The organism is Nocardia sp. NPDC050406, assembly GCF_044459025.1.
In the GTDB taxonomy this organism is placed as follows: Bacteria; Actinomycetota; Actinomycetes; order Mycobacteriales; family Mycobacteriaceae; genus Nocardia.
Genome location: NZ_JBITIM010000001.1, coordinates 137,229 through 157,736, shown reverse-complemented (window position 1 = coordinate 157,736; position 20,508 = coordinate 137,229). Strand labels below are relative to the sequence as shown.

Sequence of the window (20,508 nt, the reverse complement as noted above, 5' to 3'; positions counted from 1 at the left end):
ACCTCATGTCAAGCGATTCGCGAGGCACTGTGAAATGACACAGCTTTCGACCACCGGTTCTCGGCGTGGGCGGCCGCCGCAGACGGAGCAGCAGGCCGATCAGGTGCGGGCGCGGATTGTGCTCGCCACTTCCGAGGTGTTCGCCGAGCACGGGTCGCGGGGGTTGAACGTGGCCCGGGTGATCGAGAAGGCGGGCTTGGCGCGGCCTACCTTCTACCGGTATTTCGCGAACGCCACCGAGCCGCTGCACGCGTTGCTCACGCTCTCCAACGACGATCTCGTGGGCGGGGTGCGCTCCGCGCTGGAGCGCAGCGAGGAGCCGGTGCAGTTGGGCATCAATATGATCGAGGCCTATCTGTACTGGGCCAGCGGCCATGGGCCGATGCTGGGTCCACTCTTCGCCGAACTGCACGATCCGGGGTCGCCGGTGTCGGCGTATCGGGAACGGGCACTCGATGACATTCGGGTCCTGGTGCGCGCCAAGTTCGCCGAGTTGGGGCGGCCCGCGCCCAGCGATCTGAATCTCGATACGGCGCTGCAGATCTGCGAGTTCGTGGTGTTCCGGATTTCGGCGGGTGCGCCGCACGGCGAACCGGAACCGGCGGCGATCGCGGAGGCTCGCCTGACGATGATTCGCGGAGTGCTGGTCACCTTGGGTCGGCGCGAGGATGTGGAACTCGCGCTCGGGATTGCGGGGGTGTTCGACCCGATGGAGTGAGTCCGGCGGTCAGCCCAGTATCGGGTCGGCGAGGACATGCACCACGACGTCCATATCGCCTGCGCGCCAACGGTATCCGCGGGCGTTCTCCAGGGCGGTGAGTAGTTCGTCCCACTGCCGGTGCGCGAGGACGGTGCTGAACCCGTCCTCGAAAATGGTGGTGGCGGGTGTTTCGCCGACCTGGAGGATCATGAAGTTTCCGGCGATGAGCGGGAGGCCGCGCGGCGGGTTGCCGATGGTGGCCGGGAGGAAGCCCGAGGTCCACAGGTAGCGCTGGGTGGCGACGCTGTGCGTGGCCGAGGGCAGGATGGCGACGCCGGGGCCGTAGACCCGCAGGCCCGCGGCGAGGGTGCCCGCCGCGGCGGCGGGGACCGAGATCCGCACCTCGCTGGGATTGCCCGCCACTTCGACCACGGGTGCGTGCAGAACCGGGCGTTGCGCCAAAGTCGTTTCGCCCCAGGCATCGTCGATGCGGAAGACCGGATTGCGGCGACGGTCGAAGTAGGCGGGGAACGGGTAGACGCGGGCCTGCGCGCCGAGCCGGGTGAGGACGCGGGCCGCGCCGAAGCTGTAGACCGCCCGAGTCTCGTCGGCGAGCAGCGGGATGGCGATGACCGGGGGCACCGGCATGGCCGGGTACAGCCCGGCGCCCGCACCGAACTCCTCGTAGACCAGCCCGGTGATACCCGACTCCCACGGGTCCGCGAGCGCGGTGTGCGCGCCCGGGTCCACGAAGATGCCCCCGTCCACCTGCCGATACGCCTCGCGGATCACGCGCAGTGCCAGATCGAACGGCCAGGCGGCGTCCGGCCCGTCGACGGGTTCGCGCAGGACGCTCAGCACGACTTCCCGCTGGCCGATGCGCGCCAGTCCGCTGCTGGCGAAGGTCCAGATGGGCCGCCCGGTGGGCGTCGCCCATCCTTCGAAGAGATTGACGGACACGGTATTCGGAATCAGATCCGCGGACCTGAGCCAGGTGAGCCCCGCCATTTCCCCTCCGAGCGGTCAGTGGGCGGCGCGCGCCGGTTCGTCTTCGCGGGCCCGTTCGAACACCATGGCGGCGTCGGTCACCTTGCCGTAGCGCAGTTTCGGCAGATCGCGCAGATAGTTCATGTGCAGCTTCCACGGTGCGCGGTCGCCCTGTTTGGGGAGATGATCGAGGGCGCGCAGCACGTAGCCGGGTTCGAAGTTCAGGAACGGCGCGGTGCCGACGGACGGATCGCGTACCGGCGTGGCCTTGGCGTAGCCGTGCGCGTCCATGTGCGCGAGTAGTCGAACCACGTACTCGCACACCAGATCCGCCTTCAGGGTCCAGGAGGCGTTGGTGTAGCCGATGATGTAGGCGAAGTTCGGCACATCGGAGAGCATCATGGCCTTGTAGGCCATGGCATCCGGCAGGGAGACGTCGCGACCATCCACGACCAGGTCGATGCCGCCGAAGACGAGCAGGTTCAAACCCGTTGCGGTGATGACGATATCGGCGTCGAGGGTGCGGCCGGACTCCAGCCGCAGACCGGTGCCGGTGAAGGTGTCGATTCGGTCGGTGACCATCTCGAGTTGACCCTTGCGGATCGCCCGGAACAGGTCGCCGTTGGGCACCAGGCACAGGCGCTGATCCCACGGGTTGTAGGTCGGGTTGAAGTGTGTGTCGATATCGTAGCCCGCGGGCAGCCAGCGCTCCTGCATGCCGCGGATCCAGCCGCGCATGCGCTGCGGATAGCGTTGGCACAGTTGGTAGATGGCGGTGCTGAAGGCGACGTTCTTGGCGCGGGCCAGAGCGTAGGCGGCGCGGGCGGGCAGCACGCGGCGCAGCCGCTCGGCGACGGCGTCGCGCTCGGGCAGCGACAGAATGTAGGACGGCGACCGCTGCAGCATGGTGACGTGCGCGCCCTGTTTCACCAGCGCCGGGCCGAGGGTGACGGCGGTGGCTCCCGATCCGATGATGACGACCTTCTTGTCCGCCACGTCGAGCTGTTCGGGCCAGTGCTGCGGATGCACGATCTGCCCGCCGAAGCGTTCGGTGCCCGCGAATTCCGGGGTGTAGCCCTCGTCGTAGCGGTAGTAGCCGGAGCAGCAGAACAGGAAGTTCGCGGTCACGGTGACGGTATCGCCGTCATGGTCGGCGGTGACGGTCCACCGGTTCTCCTCGGAGGACCATTCGGCGCGAATCACCTTGTGCCGGTACCGGATGTTCTTGTCGATGCCGTTCTCGGCGGCGGTGTCGCGCACATAGGTGAGAATCGACGCGCCGTCGGCGATGGCCTTGTCGCCGAGCCACGGCCGGAACCGGTAGCCGAGGGTGAACATATCCGAATCGGAGCGAATGCCGGGGTAGCGGAACAGATCCCAGGTGCCGCCGATGGCGTCGCGCGCCTCCAGAATCAGGTAGCTGCGCTTCGGGAACGCCCGCTGGAGGTGGTAGGCGGCTCCGATTCCGGAGAGTCCGGCCCCCACAATGAGCACATCGACGTGCTCCGGCGCACTGCTCATCGCTCAGTCCTCACGATCCGCGCGAACCCGGCGTCCTCGCCGGTCGGTGCCCCACGCACCCGACCCCAGGGTATCCATTCGGCGGCAGCTACGGTTCCGGACGCGCGGCTTCGCACGCTTTGTTGGGTTCGCGCGCTTCAGACCTGCGCATTCGGGAGATTCGCCAGCAGGCCGTCGACGAAGTGCGCCACCGCCGTCCGCGCACTGTAGTGCTCGCGCACCGCCGCCCACTCCGGCAGCAGCCGCGCCACCTCCGGGAATTCGTCCAACTCCTCGGGGCGCAGGAAATCGGTCCAGCGCGGGCGCGGTTCGTCCGCGGCGGCGCGCTCGGCCTCGGCGCGCAGCATCAGCAGCTCGCCGAGCACGAAGCGCCACAGCGCGGAGTACATGTACGAGGCGTAGTGGTCGCTCGCGCCGAGTTCGCGTGCGGTCCTGATGAATTCGTCGAGGATCCACAGCGCGGCACGCCCGAAGGATTCGCCGCCGACGAGCAGCTCCGCCACCCAGGGCAGTTCGCGCAGGACCTCGATGAGATAGGAGATCAGCGCGACGAGTCGCTCGCGCGGGTCCTCGGGCAGGTCGGGTGGCGGCAACTGTTCGGCGCGGGCGCTCAGTACCGCGATGAACAGCTGGGCGCGCGCCGGAAAGTGGTGGTACACGGCCGCGGTGCTGACCCCGAGCTCCTCGGCGAGTTTGCGCATGCTGAACGCGTCCGCGCCGCCGTCGGCGAGCATGCGGGTGGTCGCGGCGACCACCTCGTCGCGGGTCACTCGCACCGGACGCCCGCGTCGCCGAGGCGCTGTCGCACTGCCTGCCATACCCCTCATTCTGCGATTTCCACCCCCTCGACACCGAGGTTAGGCTGTGCTAACCATATTAAACACACGCGTTATTTAATTATGGAGGTTGCCGTGGCGGACCGTTCCGACGGCCGGGCGGGCTGGACGCTCGCCGTCGTTTTCACCGTGATGTTCCTGGTCTCCCTGGACCTGTCGATAGTCAATGTGGCGCTGCCCGATATCGATGCCGACCTGCACTTCTCCGGGTCGGGGCTGAGTTGGGTGATCAACGCCTACCTGCTCACCTTCGCGGGCTTGATGCTGTTGGGCGGTCGGCTCGCCGATTTCGTCGGCCGCCGCACACTGCTGCTGGCAAGCCTGGCGTTGTTCGCCGTCGCCAGCGGCTGGGGTGGGCTCGCGCAGACGAGTTGGGAGCTGCTCGCCGCGCGGGCGGTGCAGGGTGTGGCGGCGGCCGTGCTCGCACCCATGTCGCTGGCCTTGGTCACCGCCGAATTCGCCGAGGGCACAGCGCGTTCCAAGGCCATGGCGGTGTGGGGCGGGGCGGGCGCGGCGGGCGGCGCGGCCGGGGTGGTGCTGAGTGGGCTGCTCACCGAGTACGTGGGGTGGCGTGCGGTGATGTGGGTGAATGTGGTCTTCGCGGCGGTGGCCGCGGCGGCGGTGTCGCGGGCGATCGACAATCGGGTGGCCGGAATTCGCGGGAGTGTGGATCTGCCGGGGGCGGTGCTGTCGACCGCCGGTGTCACGGCGCTGGTGGTGGCGGTCATCTCCACCGAGGGGCACGGCTGGACGTCTCCGCGCGTGCTCGGTTGGGCGCTGGTCGGCGTGGTCGCGCTCGCGGCGTTCGTCGTGGTCGAGGCGCGCACGCCGAATCCGCTGGTGCCCTTGGAGTTTCTGCGTCGCCGCTCCCTGATCGGGGCGACGGCCTTCGGATTCATGCTCGCCTCGGCGCAGTTCGCGAGCTTCTACTTCGTATCCCTGCTGATGCAGCGGGTGTTGGGGTATTCCTCCGTGGTGACCGGCCTGGCGTTCCTGCCGTTCTGTGTCGGGGTCGTCCTGGGTCTGCGGGTCGCGATGACACTCACCCCCGCCTACGGTCCGAGCCCGGTGCTCGCGGTGGGCGGTCTGCTCGGCGCGGCGGGCCTGCTGTGGTTCGGATTCGCCGGTCCCACATCCTCTTTCGTGACCGCGGTGCTGGGCCCGTCGCTGGTGGCGAGTGCGGGGATCGGCGCGGCCACGGTGGCGATGGGTGTGGCCGCCGTCGCCGGTGTACCCGCCGAACGGTCCGGGCTGGCCTCCGGAATCCTCAACAGCGCACGGCAACTCGGCGGTTCGCTCGGATTGGCGGTGCTGGCGACGGTTGCCGCGACGGTGATCGACGGGAGCGGTGAGCCCGCGGTACTGGCGGACGGCTACGACACCGCGTTGCGGCTGGGCGCGGGCCTGTTGGCCGCGGGCGCGATCGCGGCGGCCGTGATTCTGCGCGATCCGCGGGTGACGCGCGCCCGCACGAGCGAGGGCGATCTCGACGACGTGCTCGGCTGAGCCCGCTTCCCTCCATCGGGGGAGATCGGATTACCTCTCGCGGCCGACGTCGCGGGGCCTGCGCGGCCGTAGCGTCGGTGCTCCCGGGGCTGGGCCGAATGCCCTGTACCGCACCGACGTTCAGCAGGAGGATCTGTGCTTTCCGCCCTTGTACCGGCTGTGCGGAATCCGGAGTTGCGGCGCAAGATCCTGTTCACGCTCGGCCTGATCGGGCTGTATCGAATGGGCGCGGCGCTGCCGTCGCCGGGCGTCGACTACCGCGCCGTGCGCAGCTGCGTCGAGCTGGTGTCCGGTGGGGAGACGGCGGGCATCTACCAGTTGATCGATCTGTTCTCCGGTGGCGCGATGCTGCAACTGTCGGTGTTCGCGATCGGCATCGTCCCGTTCATCACCGCCAGCATCATCACTCAGCTGTTGACGGTGGTGATTCCGCGCTTCGAGGAGCTGCGCCGGGAGGGGCAGTCCGGGCAGGCCAAGATCACGCAGTACACCCGGTATCTGGCGATGGCGCTGGCGGTGTTGCAGGCTTCGGCGCTGGTGGCGTTGGCGGTGAACAAGCAGCTGTTGCGCGGCTGCCCGCACGATGTGCTGGCCGATACCTCGATCTTCGCGGTGGTGATCGTGGTGGTGGTCATGACGGCGGGTGCGGCGCTGGTCATGTGGTTCGGCGAGCAGATCACCGAACGCGGGGTGGGCAATGGGATCTCGCTGCTCATCTTCGCGGGGATCGCGGCGCAGGCGCCCGCGCAGGGCAGGCAGCTCTACGACAGCCGAGGGTGGATGGTCACCGTGCTGGTGGGTGTCGCCGCTGTGGCGGTGATCGTCGCGGTCATCTTCGTGGAGCAGGGCCAGCGCCGGATTCCGGTGCAGTACGCCAAGCGGGTCGTCGGCCGGAAGATGTACGGGGGTTCGTCGACCTACCTGCCGTTGAAGGTGAATCAGGCGGGCGTTATCCCGGTCATCTTCGCGTCGTCGCTGCTGTATCTGCCGAATCTGTTGACGCAGTTGAGCTCCGGTGGTTCCGCGAGGTGGCGGGAGCTGATTCAGCAGTACTTGGTCGATCCGAACAATCCGGTCTATATGGGTGTGTATTTCGCGCTGATCGTGTTCTTCACCTACTTCTATGTGGCGATCACGTTCGATCCGGCCGAGCGCGCCGACGAGATGAAGAAGTTCGGCGGTTTCATTCCCGGCTATCGCCCCGGTAGGCCGACCGCGGACTACCTGAGTTTCGTGCTGAGCCGAATCACCCTGCCCGGCTCGCTGTACCTCGGGGTCGTCGCGGTGCTGCCGAATCTGCTGTTGAGCTCCGGTGGCGCGGCACCGACGTTGGCATTCGGCGGGACGGCTGTGCTGATCGTGGTGACGGTCGGCCTGGATACGGTCAAGCAGCTCGAGAGCCAACTGATGACCAAGAACTACACCGGATTCCTGCGCTGAAGCAGACTGTCGGTATGGCCTCGACCACCTCGACCCGCCCGCTGCTGCTGCGGCTGGTGTCCACGCTGGTACTCGCGATCAGCGCCACCATGCTGTCGGCGGGCACCGCGCATGCCGTCACGCCGACCGTCGGCCGCAGCGACACCACCGGCTTCGATTCCTCGGATGCCGTTGCCGCGCCCCGGAATTCGTCCATCTCGGTGTTGCTCGCGAACGAACATGTCGTCTTCCGTTCGGGGCTGCGGGCGGTCATCGAGACCCAGCCGGATCTGCGCTGCGTCGCCGAGGTCGGCGACGGGCCCGCCGCTCTGCGCGACCTGCGTCGGCTGCGACCCGATATAGCCATCCTCGATCTCGATATGCCCGGCCTCGCCGACCCCGCCACCATCGAGTCCGTCGCGCGATCGGGGAGTGCCACCCGCATTCTCACCCTCGCCACCGAGGACACCGACCAAAACCTCTACCGCGCACTGCGTCTCGGCGCGAGCGCCTTCCTCGTCAAAACGCTCCCCGCGGCCGACCTGGTAACCGCCATCCGCACCGCCGCGCATCGCACCGCCCTCATCGACCCGCACCGCACCCGCACCCTGATCACCCGCCTCACCCACGGCATCGACCCCTTCCCCGCCGCCCCCGAACTGGCCGCCCTCCCCCCGCGCGAACATCAGGTGCTACTCCTGATGGCCAAGGCCCACACCAACCCCGAAATAGCCGAAATCCTCGGCGTCGGCGAACAAACCGTGAAAACTCACGTCTCGAACGTCCTCGCGAAACTCGGCGTCCGCGATCGCGTCCAAGCCGTCGTCTACGCCCACACCCGCCGCATCGTCCCCGACGACTCGGCTCCACGCGTGGTGTAGTCGCGGAAGGTGCTGGGTCGAATGTCGCGGTGCTGGGTCGAATGTCGCGGTGCTGTGCCATTCTGGCGAGGTGAGTGAGCGGGTGGGAACGGATATGGCTTCGGGGCACAATTCAGCGGGTGGGGACGGCTCGAGCGAGCATCGACGGTCGGATGCGGCCTCGATCGCCGGGGTCGCGCTGCTGCCGATGCTGTTGCTCCTCTTGACGGTGGGCGCGGCGGAAGCGCTGGACGAGCCCGCCACGAGAATCGGCAAGATCCTGGAGCTGTGCCTCTTCATCGGCGTAGCCGCGCAGGTCCCGCTCGCCATGTTCACAGTGGCTTCGCTCATTGGCGCGATCGCGTTGGCCCGGAGCAACTTCCGCGTTGGCCACTGGTTCGCGAGGGTGGGGGCAGGGGCTTCCGCCGTAATCTGCGGGCTCTTCGTCGCGATCATTCTCACCGACGCGCTCGACCCCGGCACCCGCACCGAATGGCATCCCCTGAACTCCGTTCCCGCCGCCCTGCTCGCGCTGTCACCGACTCTCGTGGCCGGGTTCGCCAATGTCTATATCCTCGTCCGACTTTCGAAACGCGGCGCAGCGACGATCTGACCGTCGAGGGCCGCGGCTAATGTCGGGGCGGTGGGTAACCATTTCAGCGCCGATGCGGTGGGCTTGGACGTCTACATGACGAATGGCGGCACCGATGTGTTCTGCGATGTGCTCGCCTTGGCCGGTTCGCCCGTGGCGCGCACTCCGTGGCAGCGACATCTGGTGCTGCACTTCTGCGATATGGCACGGTACGCCCGCGGGATGAGCGGGTTCGATCTGGCCGAACTGCCGTGGACCCGGGACCATCGGCGGGAACAGGACTTCTTTCTCGAACTCGTCGAGCGGGCGAAGCGCCGAATCGGCTGGGAGAAGCTGCATTACACTCCGGCGGTCGACTATAGCCTCGAGGCATTCGCGCATATGCTCACGGTGTTCCGCGCCAGCGAGACGGTCAATGCCGACTTCGGGGATTGGACCGTCGCGCCGAATCCGTATTACGTGGACAGGTGCGTTCGACACGGAATCTTTCAGGGCGAGTTCGAATGTCGTCTGTGTGATCCCTCGATCCAGCCGGTCGACGCACCCAAGATATGGGAGATGACCAGCGCCCGTTACGACAATGGCGTGCTCGGCTATCGCGAGAAACGCCGAATCCCAGACGTCGTCGTCACTCGTATTCTCGCGATTGTCGGCGCTCCCGAGCACGCGTCGGTGCGAATCGAAGGACCCGACCTCGAAAAGGTCTCGGCCCTAGTCGAATCGACCCTGGACGCCCGATTCGACCATTGGCTGACCAAGGTCACCGCCTGATTGTCACGGTCGCTCCGGCGCTCCGTGAGTGTCGCCGAGGACGCTGATGCACATGTGGGCACATTCGGCGGCCAGCTCGGCGGCGGTCATGGCCTCGGGGTCGTCGAGCCACTGTTCGATGAGCTGGTTGACCCCGCCGGTAATGAACAGTGCCGCGCGCCGCAGCCGATCCGGAGCGGGGGTGATCGCGAGCGCGGCGGGGGCGTGGTCGACCACCAGGTCCGCGATCAGGGTGAGCACATCGTGGCGGCGCTGCCGCAATGCCGGGATATCGCCTGGATCGCTGGCGACGATGCGGTGGATGTGCCGATCGCTCGCGACCGCTTCGAGAAAAGCTCGCAGCGCGGCGCGCAGCCGGTGCTCGGCAGATCCAGCGCTCGATACTCCGGCGTGTACGAGGGTCGCGAGCAGTTGGTCGCGCACTTCGTCGGCGACCGCGGCCAGGAGGTCTTCGCGATTGGCGAAGTGCTCGTAGAAGTAGCGGTCGGTGAGTCCGGCCGATTTGCATACCCCGCGCACCGTCACCGCGGCGATGCCGGACTCTCCCCATGCGGTGCGCGCGGCGGCGATCAGCCGGGCGCGACGGTCGGCGCGGCGGTCCGCGGCGCTGACACCGCCATAGCTGCGCAGGGCCTGGTTCGTCATTGACAACACTCTAGGCGCACTCCTACATTTGCAGACATACGTCATCAGATGACAGTCGTCATCAGATTAGCGGTTCAAAGGAGAATCCAGATGACCAGCACCCGCGTCGAGACCGCCGCCTATCGCCAAGTCACCGCGCCCCTGCTCGACGAGTTCGACTACCGCGTCGACCAGATCGACGGGCGGCTGCCCAAGGAGCTGCGCGGCACGCTGTATCGGATCGGGCCGGGGAAGCACCAAGTCGGTCGCAGCCTGCTGCACAATGTGTTCGATGGCGACGGCATGGTTTCCCAGTTCGTGCTGGACGGCTCCGGGGTCCGATTCCGTAACCGCTATGTCCGCACACGGCACTTCGAGCACGGTCGGCATTCGGATCGGATTCGGTATCGCGGTGTGGGAGACCAGATTCCGGGCGGCCCGCTGGCCAATATCGGGCGGCCCCCGGCCAATGTGGCCAATACCAATATCGTGAACTACGACGGTGGGCTGCTGGCGCTGTGGGAGATGGGCAATCCGCATCGCATCGATCCCGATACCCTGGACACGTTGGGCCCCACCGACTTCGGCGGGCGGCTGGGGTTTCTGGGCGCGTTCTCCGCGCATCCGAAATGGGATCCCGTTACCGGCGACATGTACAACTTCGGTCTCGACCTGCTGCCCACGCCCCGCATCCGCACCTACCGCGTCGACCGCGGCGGCCGTCTGCACCGGCTCGCGACGATTCCGATGCTGGATCTGCCGTGGAACCACGATTTCGCGCTCACCGCACGGTATATGGTCTTCGTCCTGGACCCGATCCTGCCGAATATCGCCAAAATGGCGCTGGCCACACATTCGTTCATCGACTCCCTCGACTTCCACCGCGCCAAGGGCACCCGATTCCTGCTGGTCCCCAAGAACGGCGGCCGCCCACGCGTCGTCGAGCACGAGGCCCTCCTGCACGTGCATCTCACCAACGCCTACGACGACGGCGAGGACACAGTCGTCGAACTGGTCCGCCTGGACACCGAATGGGCCGACTTCCGCCGCATGACCGGCATGGTCAACACCACCGGCCCGCAGGCGCCGCAATTCCCCGACTCGCGCCTGATGCGGTATCGAATCACCAAGGGCGGCACCGTGATCGAACAGGAACTCACCGACCGTTCCGGAGAGTTCCCGCAATACGATTGGCGCCGTGGCACCCGCCGCCACCGCTACAGCTACCTCGCCGGTGCGGGCGGCCCGGCCGGAGTCTTCAACTCCCTCATCAAGGTCGACCACGACACCGCCACGGTGACCAGCTGCGACCTAGGATCCAGCTCGGTCGGCGAACCACTGTTCGTCCCCCGCACCCGCGACGCCGCCGAAGACGACGGCTGGCTCCTGGCCATCAACCACAACCTCACCGAAAACCGCTCCCAACTCCTGATTTTCGACGCCCGAGCCCTGGACCGCGGCCCCCTCGCCACCGCCTGGCTCGACCACCACATCCCCTGGGGCTTCCACGGCACCTTCACCCACCGCCTAGCCCAACCCACCGCCCCCAGCGTGCGTTGAGGCATGCCGACCAGAGTGTCGGTGCCGACTCATAAGGTGGCGTGGTCGAGTCAGGAGGGGCGGGTCTTCATGGGTGACACCATTACGGGGCTGACAGAAGACGATGGGCGAACCATCGGATTCGTGGTGAGCTGTTGGTACAACGGTGTGATCGAACTAGCCGAGCTTCGCAAGTGGTGCGAGCACGTGATCATCACGAACGAGATGCAGGACATCCCCCAGTACATGTTCGACCTGATTGACGTCGCCGCACCCGGAGAAATTCTGGATACCATCGGATTTCTGCCCGAGGAGCTCACCCGACAAGAAGATCGCGCGTTGTACGGCATCGCATTCGGACGAGGCCGAGATGTTTCCGACCCTCCGCTCACCCCCGCGGCGGCGAAGCGAGCCTTGCAGATGAGGCCGGATGTCCTACGACGGTTCCGAGAGGTCTTCCCGTTCATCGAGCTGAGCACGTAACCGGCGGCAACGCACTGCTCTGCCGCGAGCCGCGGCAGAGCAATCGCCCGAGTCGCCTCCCTCAGGCGACCATGATCAGCGCCGGGAGGAAGGCCACTATCGCGCAGAGGACGACCAGCAGCACGATTCCGATGACCACCGAGGAGTAGAACAGCACCGCGAAGGGGCGAGGGTTCCGGGGAGCCGATGGACGAATCCCGCCCCTTTTCCGGGAGGCGATGTCCACCCCGACGACACGTCCCTCGTTGGCCGCAATCCTCGCGATGATCGCTTCGATCCCGCTGCCACGCCCAGCCTGTTCACTCTCACGCACGCCTCAGGATGCCACAGAACACGACAACGGGCAGCCGCTGGCGGGCGCACTCGCCAGAACACTCTTGCGCGAAGAGAACTCGGTCGGCCACGGTCGCCGTTGTGTCATGATGACGCGGTGATTTACAGCGGGGGGCGGCGGAGTGCCGATGTCGGGCCAGTGGATTATCTTGGTGCGGAGGGAGATTCGCGCTTCCCTTCGCCACGGCGACTACGCAGTGTTATCGCCACGCTTGTTGATCTGGCTCTGTTCGCGGCATTGACGATCAGCGTCATCATGCTGCAGATGTTCGTCTTCGGGCTTCAAAACAGTCCGGCGATGCTGGTGGTTTACGCCTGCCTGCTGGTGGCGGCGTTCATTCAGTACTTTCTACTCCCGGCGTGGGCCGGAGGCACTGTGGGCCAATTGATCTGCGGCCTGACCCTCGTTCGCTGCCGCGACGCCGCGCGACCGCGCATTCGCGACATCACTCGCGCGATGGGGAAGAGTTCGGCGCGGTTGCGGGTTCGGGGCATTCACGCGTTGGCTCCGCATCTCGTGGTGGTCCGCCGCTGTGACCTCGCCCGAGCCGCTGTCCTGACGCGGTAGCAGCAGAACGGTCCGGCGTGTCGGCGCGGTGAGTCGATTGCGCTGGGTAGCGTTCGCACCGACTGTTCGAGCTGCTGTCGCGTCGAGGGAGTAGGAGCGGGATGGCTGGGATCGGATTGCCCGAGGATTCCTGTCTGGACGACCTGTTGTCGCGGGTGCCGGAGTTCATTCGCCCAGCCATGAGTATCAATGTGGTGCGTGCGTTGGCGCGTTCGCCGGAATTGGCTATCGCGTTCACTCAGGTGGGGGCGGTGCTGTTCAAATCCGGCGCGCTGTGCGCGGTTGATCGGGAGTTGGCGATTCTGGCGTGTGGCGCTTGTTATGACGCGCCGTATGAAACCGCGCAGCACGGGCCGATTTCGCGGTCGGTGGGGGTGAGTGAGGAGCAGCGGGCGGCGGTGGCGGCGCGGCGGTGGGGTGATCCGGCCTTCAGTGTGGAGCAGCGGGCGTTGTTGCGTTTTGTCGCCGCGGCCGCCGCCTCGCCGACGGTGCCGTCGCATGTTTTCGACAGCGTGACAGAGCATTACGACGATCGCCAGGTCGTGGAAGCCGTGTTCGTGACGGGCTACTACTTCCTGCTCGCGCGTCTGACCACCGTGCTGAACATTCCTATCGACCCGCCGCCGGATGACCGCGTGCTGCGTGCGATGTTGGGCTCGGAGCAACCCGACAACTGACGCCCCGGCCGTCAAGCCAAATCCCGCACGCACCAGACGTTTACTTACCCCCGCATCCGGCTGAGCAAGCCCAGCTCCGAGGCGAGCGCACCGTCCTGCCCGAGCGCGAGGAAATCCTCCTCCACGTCGGCCAGTGCGAGCTTGCCCGCCCGCACCGCGCCGTAACGCACGATGGACCACAGGAAGACGTCGAGGTTGTCGAACCGTGTGTCGCCCTCGAGGACCTCCTCCTCGTGGAACCACAGGGCCACTTGGCCGTTGGTGAGCACACAGTAGAGGTTCCCGCCGCCGTCCGCGCCGATCGAATAGACGTCATCGTCGTCCAACTCGGTTTCGTAATCCGAATCGACTATGCCGCAATCGTTCTCGGCGAAGTCGAAGCCATAGGACCAGTCGAAGATATCGAGGAACTGCGGCAGCCGCCCAGAGCGCACCCGGAGATCCAGCGCTGCCAACGCCGCAGCGTCCGCGGGTGCCAAGCGCCCGAGGAACGCCGCGACCGGACGGGTCTCGTCCGGTACCTCGACCGGCTCGGCATCGGAGAACCAGCGCGCGAGATCGGCGTCGAGGTCACGGTCGGTGTAGCCGAGCAGGTCGGCAGCGGTGATGCTCACGACGCGCATCGTATCCGGATACGTTGCGCCGCAGCGCGTCAGAGGATGTAGGCGTGCCAGACGACAGGCTGGTACAGCGACTCCCCTCGCGACGAGCAGTAGACGTAAGAAGTGGTGCCCGGGGTCGCCATTTCACCCTGCACCAGTTGACCGTCCCCGCACTGGGCTGAGCTGATGAATGGTCGATCGCCGGAGCACCGGATACCGGCGGTGTTCTCGTCGTTCCAATCGAGCCAGCAGTTCGGCGGTTGATCCGCATACGCCGGAGCCGCTGCCAGCGGTGCCGCCACCATACCCGCGGCAATCAGAATCGAGCGAAACACGTTGCGCAACTTGATCATGCCTTGGCATGGTAATTGCGGCGCGCGTTGAACTGATCACCCCAGTTTCAGGGGATTCACCGCCTGCGACGGCGGGTGCGACGCCAACCGAAGGGACCCGGCAGGTTCATCGACGTGGTTTCCCGACCGGTAGTGCTGGTGGTGTGCCGCGGACCGCCGCGTCCACCGGTGGTGATCGACATGGAACCCCGATTGATGTTCAGGCGCACGCCAGGGAAGATCTTGAAGCTCTTACGGAAGGTGAAAGGCATTCGAGCCTCCTTTCTCGAAGGGCGAATACCCGCACCAGACCGAGTGAACCTCGAGCCTCGACGGTCACGACACCGCGACCGGGTACACCTGGGGATCGGCCGATAGCTGCGCTGCCCCAAAGCATTGCGGGACGGCGAAAGGCACGGCTGACCGCTCCCAGCGGCCTGTGTCACGTGCGCAGGCCGCTGGCTCGCAGAACTCGGCGGGAGATGGCGGACCGGATGGAGTCTTCCGTGCCGATGATGCGGACGTGGCGGCGGGCTCGGGTTATGGCGGTGTAGAGGAGTTCTCGGGTGAGGAGGGTGGATTCGGGGCCGGGGAGGACTACCGAGACGGTGTCGTATTGGCTGCCTTGGCTGCGGTGGATGGTCATGGCGTAGACCGTTGTCACACCGGGGAATTGGGTGGGGTGGACGAGGTAGGGGTCGGTGCCGCGTTGGAGGGCGGCGCGGAGGGTGCCGTCGGGGGCGCGGACTATGACGCCGGTGTCGCCGTTGTAGATACGGGCCTCGTGGTCGTTGGCGGTGACCAGCAGCGGTTGGCCCGGATACCACTGTCCGGCACCGGGATCGGTGGCGATACCGGCGGCGGTGACCCAGGTGGCGGCGAGGCGGTCCCAGCGTTCGACGCCGTAGGGGCCCTGGCGGTGGGCGCAGAGCAGGCGGTGCGATTCCAGGGCGGTGAGGGCGGCGGTGGCGTCGCCGGTGAGGGCGGCGGTGGTGGCGTCCTGGGCGGCGCGCAGTACGTCGGCGCGGACGTCGGCGATGTCCTCGGGGGCGTACAGGGACAGTTCGTGGCCGCCGTCGGCGAGTAGGGCGAGGGCGGCGTCGGCGTCTCCGGCGCGGACCGCGACGGCGAGTTCGGCGATGCGTCCGCCGAAGCGGCGGCCGCGGGTGAGGCGGACGATACCGCCGCGCAGGCGTTCTCGTTCCCGACCGGACAGCGCGTCGGGATGGGCGACGGTGGCGGACAATTCGCCGCCCAGCACCCGATCCAAGGCCGGATTCGACTGTCCCAGTACGGGTCCGGCGACCAGGTCGGCGAGGACCGCGCCCGCGTCCACGGACGCCAGCTGATCCGGGTCGCCGACGAGCACCAGGCGCGCGTCGGGCCGCACGGCGGGCAGCAGGCGGCTCATCATGGTGAGCGAGACCATGGAGGTTTCGTCGACCACGATGACGTCGTAGGGCAGCCGGTTGAATTCGTTGTGGCGGAACCGCGACGCACCACCGCGCTGCCAACCGAGCAGGCGGTGCAGGGTGGCGGCGGTGAGTTCGGGCAGTCCGATGTCACCCGCCTGCTCGCGCACCGATTCCTGAAGGCGCGCAGCGGCTTTGCCGGTCGGCGCTGCAAGCGCGATCCGCAGCGCGGGTGCGCCGGGTACCGCATCCTGGTGTGCGACAAGCAGAGCCAGGATCCGCGCGATGGTGTGCGTCTTACCGGTGCCGGGTCCACCGGCCACGACGGTGGTCCACTGGGTGGCGGCCAAGGCGGCCGCGAGCCGCTGCCGGTCGGGTGGCTCGCCCGGTCCGGCGGAGTCCGGGAACAGCCGATCCAGTTCGCGCCGAACGAGTTCCGCGTCCACCATGGGGTGCGTGGCGGCGCGCTGCGTGAGCGCCTCTCGAATGGTCTCTTCCTGCCGGAAGTAGCGGTCCAGGTAGAGCAACGGCCCGGCATCGGATCCGGCGGGGGCGTCGATGAGCCGCAGTGGCTTCAGCGGTCCGGCGGGACTGCCGGTGATCAGCGGGCTCACGCGCAGCGCGGCGATCACGGCCTCCACATCCGGCCACGGCAGCGTCGCCGGATCGATGGCGGATTCCTCGGTACCCTCCGCGTCGACGCCGATCTCGTGCATCCTGGTGAGCTCCAGGCACACCGAGCCCGACCGCACCGCGCGCACCGCCAAGGCCGTCGCGAACAGCACCAGCGGCGATTCCTCTCGCCCGAGCCGCCCGAGCCGCACGGCCACATGGACATCCGCGGCGGAGAGCACACCGGCTTCGTTGAAGATGCGCAGCGGACCGGTTCCACGCTGCGCCACCGAGATCGACGTCATGCGCGCACCCCCTCGCCGACGCGTTCGCCCGCGAGCAGTGCCGACAACTCCACGACGAGCTGGGCGGGCGGTTCCCAATCGAAAACGCCTGCGCCATTCGGGGTGTCGGGGCCGATCATGCCGCGCACGAACAGGTAGCGGATGCCGCCCAGGTGGCGGCTGGGATCGTAGTCGGGCATGCGCCACCGCAGATAGCGGTGCAGGGCAACCGAATACAGGATCGCCTGGAGCGGGTAGTGCGAGCGCATCATCTCGGCGGCCATGCGCTCGTGCGTGTAGTGGGCGACGGTGAGGTCACCGGTGCCGAGCCGATTCGTCTTGTAGTCCACGATCACAAAACGCGGTCCGGGGATGCGCAGGACGGCGTCGATACTGCCGGTGAGGTAGCCGCGCAACGGGGTGGGATCGAGGTCGGCGAGCTGATCGGCGTAGGCCGCCAAGGGATCCCCGGGTGGCAGGTGGCGGCGCAGCAGCGTCGCGATGTGCGGCACCGTCACGCGTTCGAACGCGGGCGTGTCACCACCCGCGAGGGGCAGCTCGAAATCGAGTTCACTGAGCCGGTCTCGCGCGGAAATGTCCGCGAGGCAACCGAATCCGATGGGAGTGCGCATCACCGCCAGCAGTGAAGCGGCCAGCACCTCGGGATCGGCGTCGAACATCTGCTCGGCGAGGGCGTGGTCGCAGCGCGCGCGAATCTCGGCGGCCAGATCGGGCGCGTCGGTGTCGACGTACTCGAGGACCTCGTGCACGAGTGTGCCGAACTCCGCACCGTAGGGCAGCGAATTCATCAGCGAGGGTGCGGCATCGGTGAGCGCGGATTCATCGTCGAGCACCGATGGGCCGTCGGGTTCGTCGCCGACCCCACTGTCATCGGGTTCGACGGCGGGGGCGTGGTCGTGGGCTCCGGCGGTGAGCGCCGAGTAGGAGGTGCGCCGCCAGTCGTGATCGAGCACCCGATCGAAGCGGGCGGCGGCGAGTTCGATCGCCTTGTCCTCGTCGCGGACGGCACGCAGTTTCGCCGCGTGCACCTTGTCGACAGGTTCCACGGCGATCACGCCGTCCCCGGCGAGACTCGCCCACGTGGTGATCTGTTCCAGCGCAACCCGATCCGCGGGCACGGTCACCTTGTCGGCAACCTCGGCCTCACCCGCCCGACGACCCAGCAGCATGCGGTGCAGAGGTCCGGTGGCAGTGTTGTAGCTCGGTGCCCACCAGGCCACCACCTGCGCTCCGGCGCGCGTGAGCGCCACGTACAGCAGCCGCAGCTCCTCCCCCGCCGCTTCGCCGTCGGCGCGCATCTTGCGGGCGGCGTGGCCGGGGGCGTCCGGGCCGCCGACATCGAGGACGCGACGGTCCTGGTCGTCGTGGAACAGCAGCGCCGCGTTCTTGGGCAGCATCATGGAGTCCCAGGCGAAAGGCAGGTAGACGACCGGGAATTCGAGTCCCTTGCTGGCGTGCACCGTGGCGATCTGCACCGAGCGCGCGTCACGGTCCAGACGGCGGCTACGGCCGCTGACCGCGCCGGAGGCCGGGTCGCGGACGCGGTCGGCGAGCCAGCGGGTGAGCGCGGTCAGGCCGAGGGATTCACGCAGGGCCGCCTCGTCCAGGAGCTGGGCGATGTGGCGCAGGTCGGTGAGGCGACGCTCACCGCCGTCGAGGGAGAGCAGACGCGGGGCCAATTCCTTTTCGGCGGAGAGTTTTTCGAAAACGGCGGCGAATCCGGCACGGGCGAACAGGCGAGCGGAATCGCGCAGCTGGGCACTGAGCTGGCCGACGAGATCCGCTCCGCCGGTGTCAATTTCGGTGGCGGAGATGCCGAACAAGGCGGTGCCCGCGGCGAGACGGACACGGTCGCCGCGGTGCGGCTGTTCGAGGGCGCGCAGCACCCACAGCCAGTCGAGGGCGGCCTCGGTGCCGAAAACACTTGCCCCGCCGGTGAGTACGGAGGGCACGCCCGCCTTCTCCAGGGCGGCGCGCACCAGGTTCAGCTGGGTGTGGGTGCGTACCAGCACCGCGATATCGCCCGCGTCCAAGTCCCTTTCGCCCTGGGACGTGGTGATGGTGACCTTCGATTCCAGCAACCGAACGATATCTGCGGCGACATCGGTGGCCACGCGCTCACGCTGTTTGCCGACGGTCGGGAAACCCGATTTGTTCAGCGGCCCCGCGCCGCTGCGCGGCAGGCAGCGCAGGCGCATGGGTGTGATGACCTCCGGCGGCCCCGACAACCGTGTCCACGGCCGGGTGGCGGCCACCGGGTGCACGGCGATCTCCTTGTGCCCCAACGCCGCACCACTCTGCACGTGCGCGAGGGCCTGGAGCAGCCCCGCGTCACTGCGCCAGTTGACGGTGAGTTCGCGCCGGTCGTCGGCGACGGCCACCGCGGTCAGGTAGCTGAGCACTTCAGCGCCGCGGAAGGCGTAGATGGCCTGTTTCGGGTCGCCGACCAACACCAGCGTGGCGTGCCCGTGGAAGGCGCGGCGCAGAATGTCCCACTGCAACGGGTCGGTGTCCTGGAACTCATCGACCAGCGCCACCCGGAAGCGGTCCCGAATCCGACGGCACGCCCGCTCCCCGTGCTCCTCGTCGGCCAGCACCCGATGCAGCAGCACGAGCAGGTCGTCGAAGTCGCGAATGCCCGAAAGCTGTTTGCGCCGTGCGACTTCGGCGCGCACCGCGTTGGCGAAGGCCACGCGCTCGGCGGAGGGATCCTCTTCGAATTCGGCCTGCGGCACCAGAATCGCCTGCCGGTCGTTCACCGCCGACACCGCGAGTTCGTGGGCCTCCGACGGTGAGAACGGCGCGCCCTCGCGCGCGTAGCGGCTCACATACAGGTCGTCGGCCACGGTGGAGACGAGATCCTCGATGCTCTCGACCAGCCGCGCCCCCGGATCGCGCTCCCCCGCCAAACCGAGCTCGTCGAGCATGCGCTGACAGAAGCTGTGCGTCGTGGCAATAGACCCGGCGTCGAAATCCGACAGCGCCGCCAGCAGCCGCTCGCGACGAGCCGCGACTTCCGCCGAATCCGCTTGTGCCAGTAGACGAACCAGTTCGTCGCGCGAGGTTCGCGCCGCCTCGGAATCGGCCAGCCCGGCCGCGACCTCCACGAACCGATTCCGCGTCCGCTCCCGCAATTCCTGCGTCGCCGCGCGGCTGAACGTCACCAGCAACAGCTGCGAGATATCGACCCCGGCCTCGGCCACATACCGAACCGCCAGCCCGACAATGGCATACGTCTTACCGGTCCCGGCGCTGGCCTCCAACACCATGGTCCCCGACGGCAGCGGCCCGAACAGATCGAACCGCGATTCCGACGCCCCACCCACGAGCGCCGCATCCGATTCGTCCACCGCCCAATCATCAGCCGCTGCCGCCGAGGATTCGCGCACATCGTTCGCGGGCGCGTCGCCTACTCGGCGCGTCTCCGACATCGGCTCGGCGGCGCTGAAGGGACTGTCATCAGGATGAGCGCTCCCGGCCGACGATTCGAGCGGCAGGGCAGGGGTATCGGCCGGAGCCGACCCCGCGTTGCGAGTTCGGATACTCGGTGCCGACGCGTCCTCCGCTGTCGCCGACCGCGGCGTTGCGGCGGCACCCGCGCCAGCGGGCTCTGTCACCAGATCCAGGGGAATGGCCAATGGTTCGGCCTTGTCCCGTCCGCCTGACCCCTCCGCTGGCGCGACCGGCTCGGCCCGGGAGTCGGTGTCGCGCGACGTGGCCGAGCGCGTGTCCACGGACGAGCGCGCCCGGCGGCGGGCGGGTGCGGGTGTGGGCTCCGCCGCCACCTCGGCGAGGGAGAACAGTTCGTCACTCATCGGCGGTGCGGGTG

General features: G+C 67.6%; 19 protein-coding genes. 10 read left to right on the top strand and 9 right to left on the bottom strand.

The features are described 5' to 3' along the window. The first annotated feature begins 34 nt into the window (after positions 1-34). On the top strand, positions 35-718 hold the full coding sequence (locus ACIBH2_RS00735) for a TetR/AcrR family transcriptional regulator (RefSeq protein WP_397111950.1): 684 nt from the start codon (positions 35-37) through the stop codon (positions 716-718). A 9-nt stretch (positions 719-727) separates the two neighbouring features. Here the strand turns inward: ACIBH2_RS00735 and ACIBH2_RS00730 are convergent, their stop codons facing one another. The 3 genes from ACIBH2_RS00730 to ACIBH2_RS00720 form a co-directional block, all read right to left on the bottom strand. Further along, positions 728-1,708, bottom strand: coding sequence for a hypothetical protein (locus ACIBH2_RS00730; RefSeq protein WP_397111948.1), 981 nt, complete (start codon positions 1,706-1,708; stop codon positions 728-730). Positions 1,709-1,723: 15 nt separating this feature from the next. Then, positions 1,724-3,208, bottom strand: a complete 1,485-nt coding sequence (locus tag ACIBH2_RS00725) for a flavin-containing monooxygenase (RefSeq protein ID WP_397111946.1) — start codon at positions 3,206-3,208, stop codon at positions 1,724-1,726. A 137-nt stretch (positions 3,209-3,345) separates the two neighbouring features. Next, positions 3,346-4,026 carry a TetR/AcrR family transcriptional regulator gene (locus tag ACIBH2_RS00720; RefSeq protein ID WP_397111944.1) on the bottom strand — a complete coding sequence of 227 codons (681 nt, stop codon included), beginning with the start codon at positions 4,024-4,026 and terminating at the stop codon, positions 3,346-3,348. Between the two features lie 93 nt (positions 4,027-4,119). Here ACIBH2_RS00720 and ACIBH2_RS00715 point away from each other — a divergent pair, with 93 nt between their 5' ends. The 5 genes from ACIBH2_RS00715 (at position 4,120) to ACIBH2_RS00695 (ending at position 9,192) form a co-directional block, all read left to right on the top strand. Next, complete coding sequence (locus ACIBH2_RS00715; protein ID WP_397111942.1) at positions 4,120-5,550, top strand: MFS transporter; 1,431 nt, start codon at positions 4,120-4,122, stop codon at positions 5,548-5,550. 135 nt (positions 5,551-5,685) lie between these two features. Further along, a complete protein-coding gene (secY, locus tag ACIBH2_RS00710; RefSeq protein ID WP_397111940.1) occupies positions 5,686-6,990 on the top strand; it encodes a preprotein translocase subunit SecY in 1,305 nt (434 codons plus the stop codon). Positions 6,991-7,004: 14 nt separating this feature from the next. Beyond that, entirely contained in the window at positions 7,005-7,850 is an 846-nt protein-coding gene (locus tag ACIBH2_RS00705) for a LuxR C-terminal-related transcriptional regulator (protein WP_397111938.1), read from the top strand. Positions 7,851-7,920: 70 nt separating this feature from the next. After that, positions 7,921-8,442 carry a hypothetical protein gene (locus tag ACIBH2_RS00700; RefSeq protein ID WP_397111936.1) on the top strand — a complete coding sequence of 174 codons (522 nt, stop codon included), beginning with the start codon at positions 7,921-7,923 and terminating at the stop codon, positions 8,440-8,442. 30 nt (positions 8,443-8,472) lie between these two features. Further along, positions 8,473-9,192, top strand: a complete 720-nt coding sequence (locus tag ACIBH2_RS00695) for a hypothetical protein (RefSeq protein WP_397111934.1) — start codon at positions 8,473-8,475, stop codon at positions 9,190-9,192. A gap of 3 nt (positions 9,193-9,195) precedes the next feature. Here ACIBH2_RS00695 and ACIBH2_RS00690 read toward each other — a convergent pair whose 3' ends face one another. Further along, positions 9,196-9,837, bottom strand: a complete 642-nt coding sequence (locus tag ACIBH2_RS00690) for a TetR/AcrR family transcriptional regulator (protein WP_397111932.1) — start codon at positions 9,835-9,837, stop codon at positions 9,196-9,198. 90 nt (positions 9,838-9,927) lie between these two features. Here ACIBH2_RS00690 and ACIBH2_RS00685 point away from each other — a divergent pair, with 90 nt between their 5' ends. From ACIBH2_RS00685 to ACIBH2_RS00670, 4 genes are all read left to right on the top strand, one after another. Next, positions 9,928-11,376, top strand: a complete 1,449-nt coding sequence (locus tag ACIBH2_RS00685; RefSeq protein WP_397111930.1) for a carotenoid oxygenase family protein — start codon at positions 9,928-9,930, stop codon at positions 11,374-11,376. Between the two features lie 69 nt (positions 11,377-11,445). After that, positions 11,446-11,838 carry a hypothetical protein gene (locus ACIBH2_RS00680; protein ID WP_397111928.1) on the top strand — a complete coding sequence of 131 codons (393 nt, stop codon included), beginning with the start codon at positions 11,446-11,448 and terminating at the stop codon, positions 11,836-11,838. Positions 11,839-12,310: 472 nt separating this feature from the next. Continuing rightward, the gene (locus tag ACIBH2_RS00675; protein WP_397111926.1) at positions 12,311-12,739 is read left to right on the top strand and encodes an RDD family protein; all 429 of its coding nucleotides are present in this window, start codon (positions 12,311-12,313) and stop codon (positions 12,737-12,739) included. A 191-nt stretch (positions 12,740-12,930) separates the two neighbouring features. Further along, the gene (locus tag ACIBH2_RS00670) at positions 12,931-13,416 is read left to right on the top strand and encodes a carboxymuconolactone decarboxylase family protein (RefSeq protein WP_397111924.1); all 486 of its coding nucleotides are present in this window, start codon (positions 12,931-12,933) and stop codon (positions 13,414-13,416) included. A 44-nt stretch (positions 13,417-13,460) separates the two neighbouring features. On the opposite strand, the gene ACIBH2_RS00665 is transcribed toward ACIBH2_RS00670, so the two are convergent. The 5 genes from ACIBH2_RS00665 to ACIBH2_RS00645 all read right to left on the bottom strand — a co-directional run bounded on the left by ACIBH2_RS00665 (position 13,461) and on the right by ACIBH2_RS00645 (position 20,494). Next, positions 13,461-14,030, bottom strand: a complete 570-nt coding sequence (locus ACIBH2_RS00665; RefSeq protein ID WP_397111922.1) for a hypothetical protein — start codon at positions 14,028-14,030, stop codon at positions 13,461-13,463. A 38-nt stretch (positions 14,031-14,068) separates the two neighbouring features. Then, positions 14,069-14,371 (bottom strand): hypothetical protein, encoded by a 303-nt coding sequence (locus tag ACIBH2_RS00660; RefSeq protein ID WP_397111920.1) that lies wholly within the window; start codon positions 14,369-14,371, stop codon positions 14,069-14,071. 56 nt (positions 14,372-14,427) lie between these two features. Further along, positions 14,428-14,622 (bottom strand): DUF4236 domain-containing protein, encoded by a 195-nt coding sequence (locus tag ACIBH2_RS00655; protein WP_397111918.1) that lies wholly within the window; start codon positions 14,620-14,622, stop codon positions 14,428-14,430. Positions 14,623-14,792: 170 nt separating this feature from the next. Further along, entirely contained in the window at positions 14,793-16,679 is a 1,887-nt protein-coding gene (gene recD, locus ACIBH2_RS00650; RefSeq protein WP_397111915.1) for an exodeoxyribonuclease V subunit alpha, read from the bottom strand. Further along, the gene (locus tag ACIBH2_RS00645) at positions 16,676-20,494 is read right to left on the bottom strand and encodes a UvrD-helicase domain-containing protein (RefSeq protein ID WP_397111913.1); all 3,819 of its coding nucleotides are present in this window, start codon (positions 20,492-20,494) and stop codon (positions 16,676-16,678) included. The genes recD and ACIBH2_RS00645 overlap by 4 nt, the downstream gene beginning before the upstream one ends. Positions 20,495-20,508 lie beyond the last annotated feature (14 nt).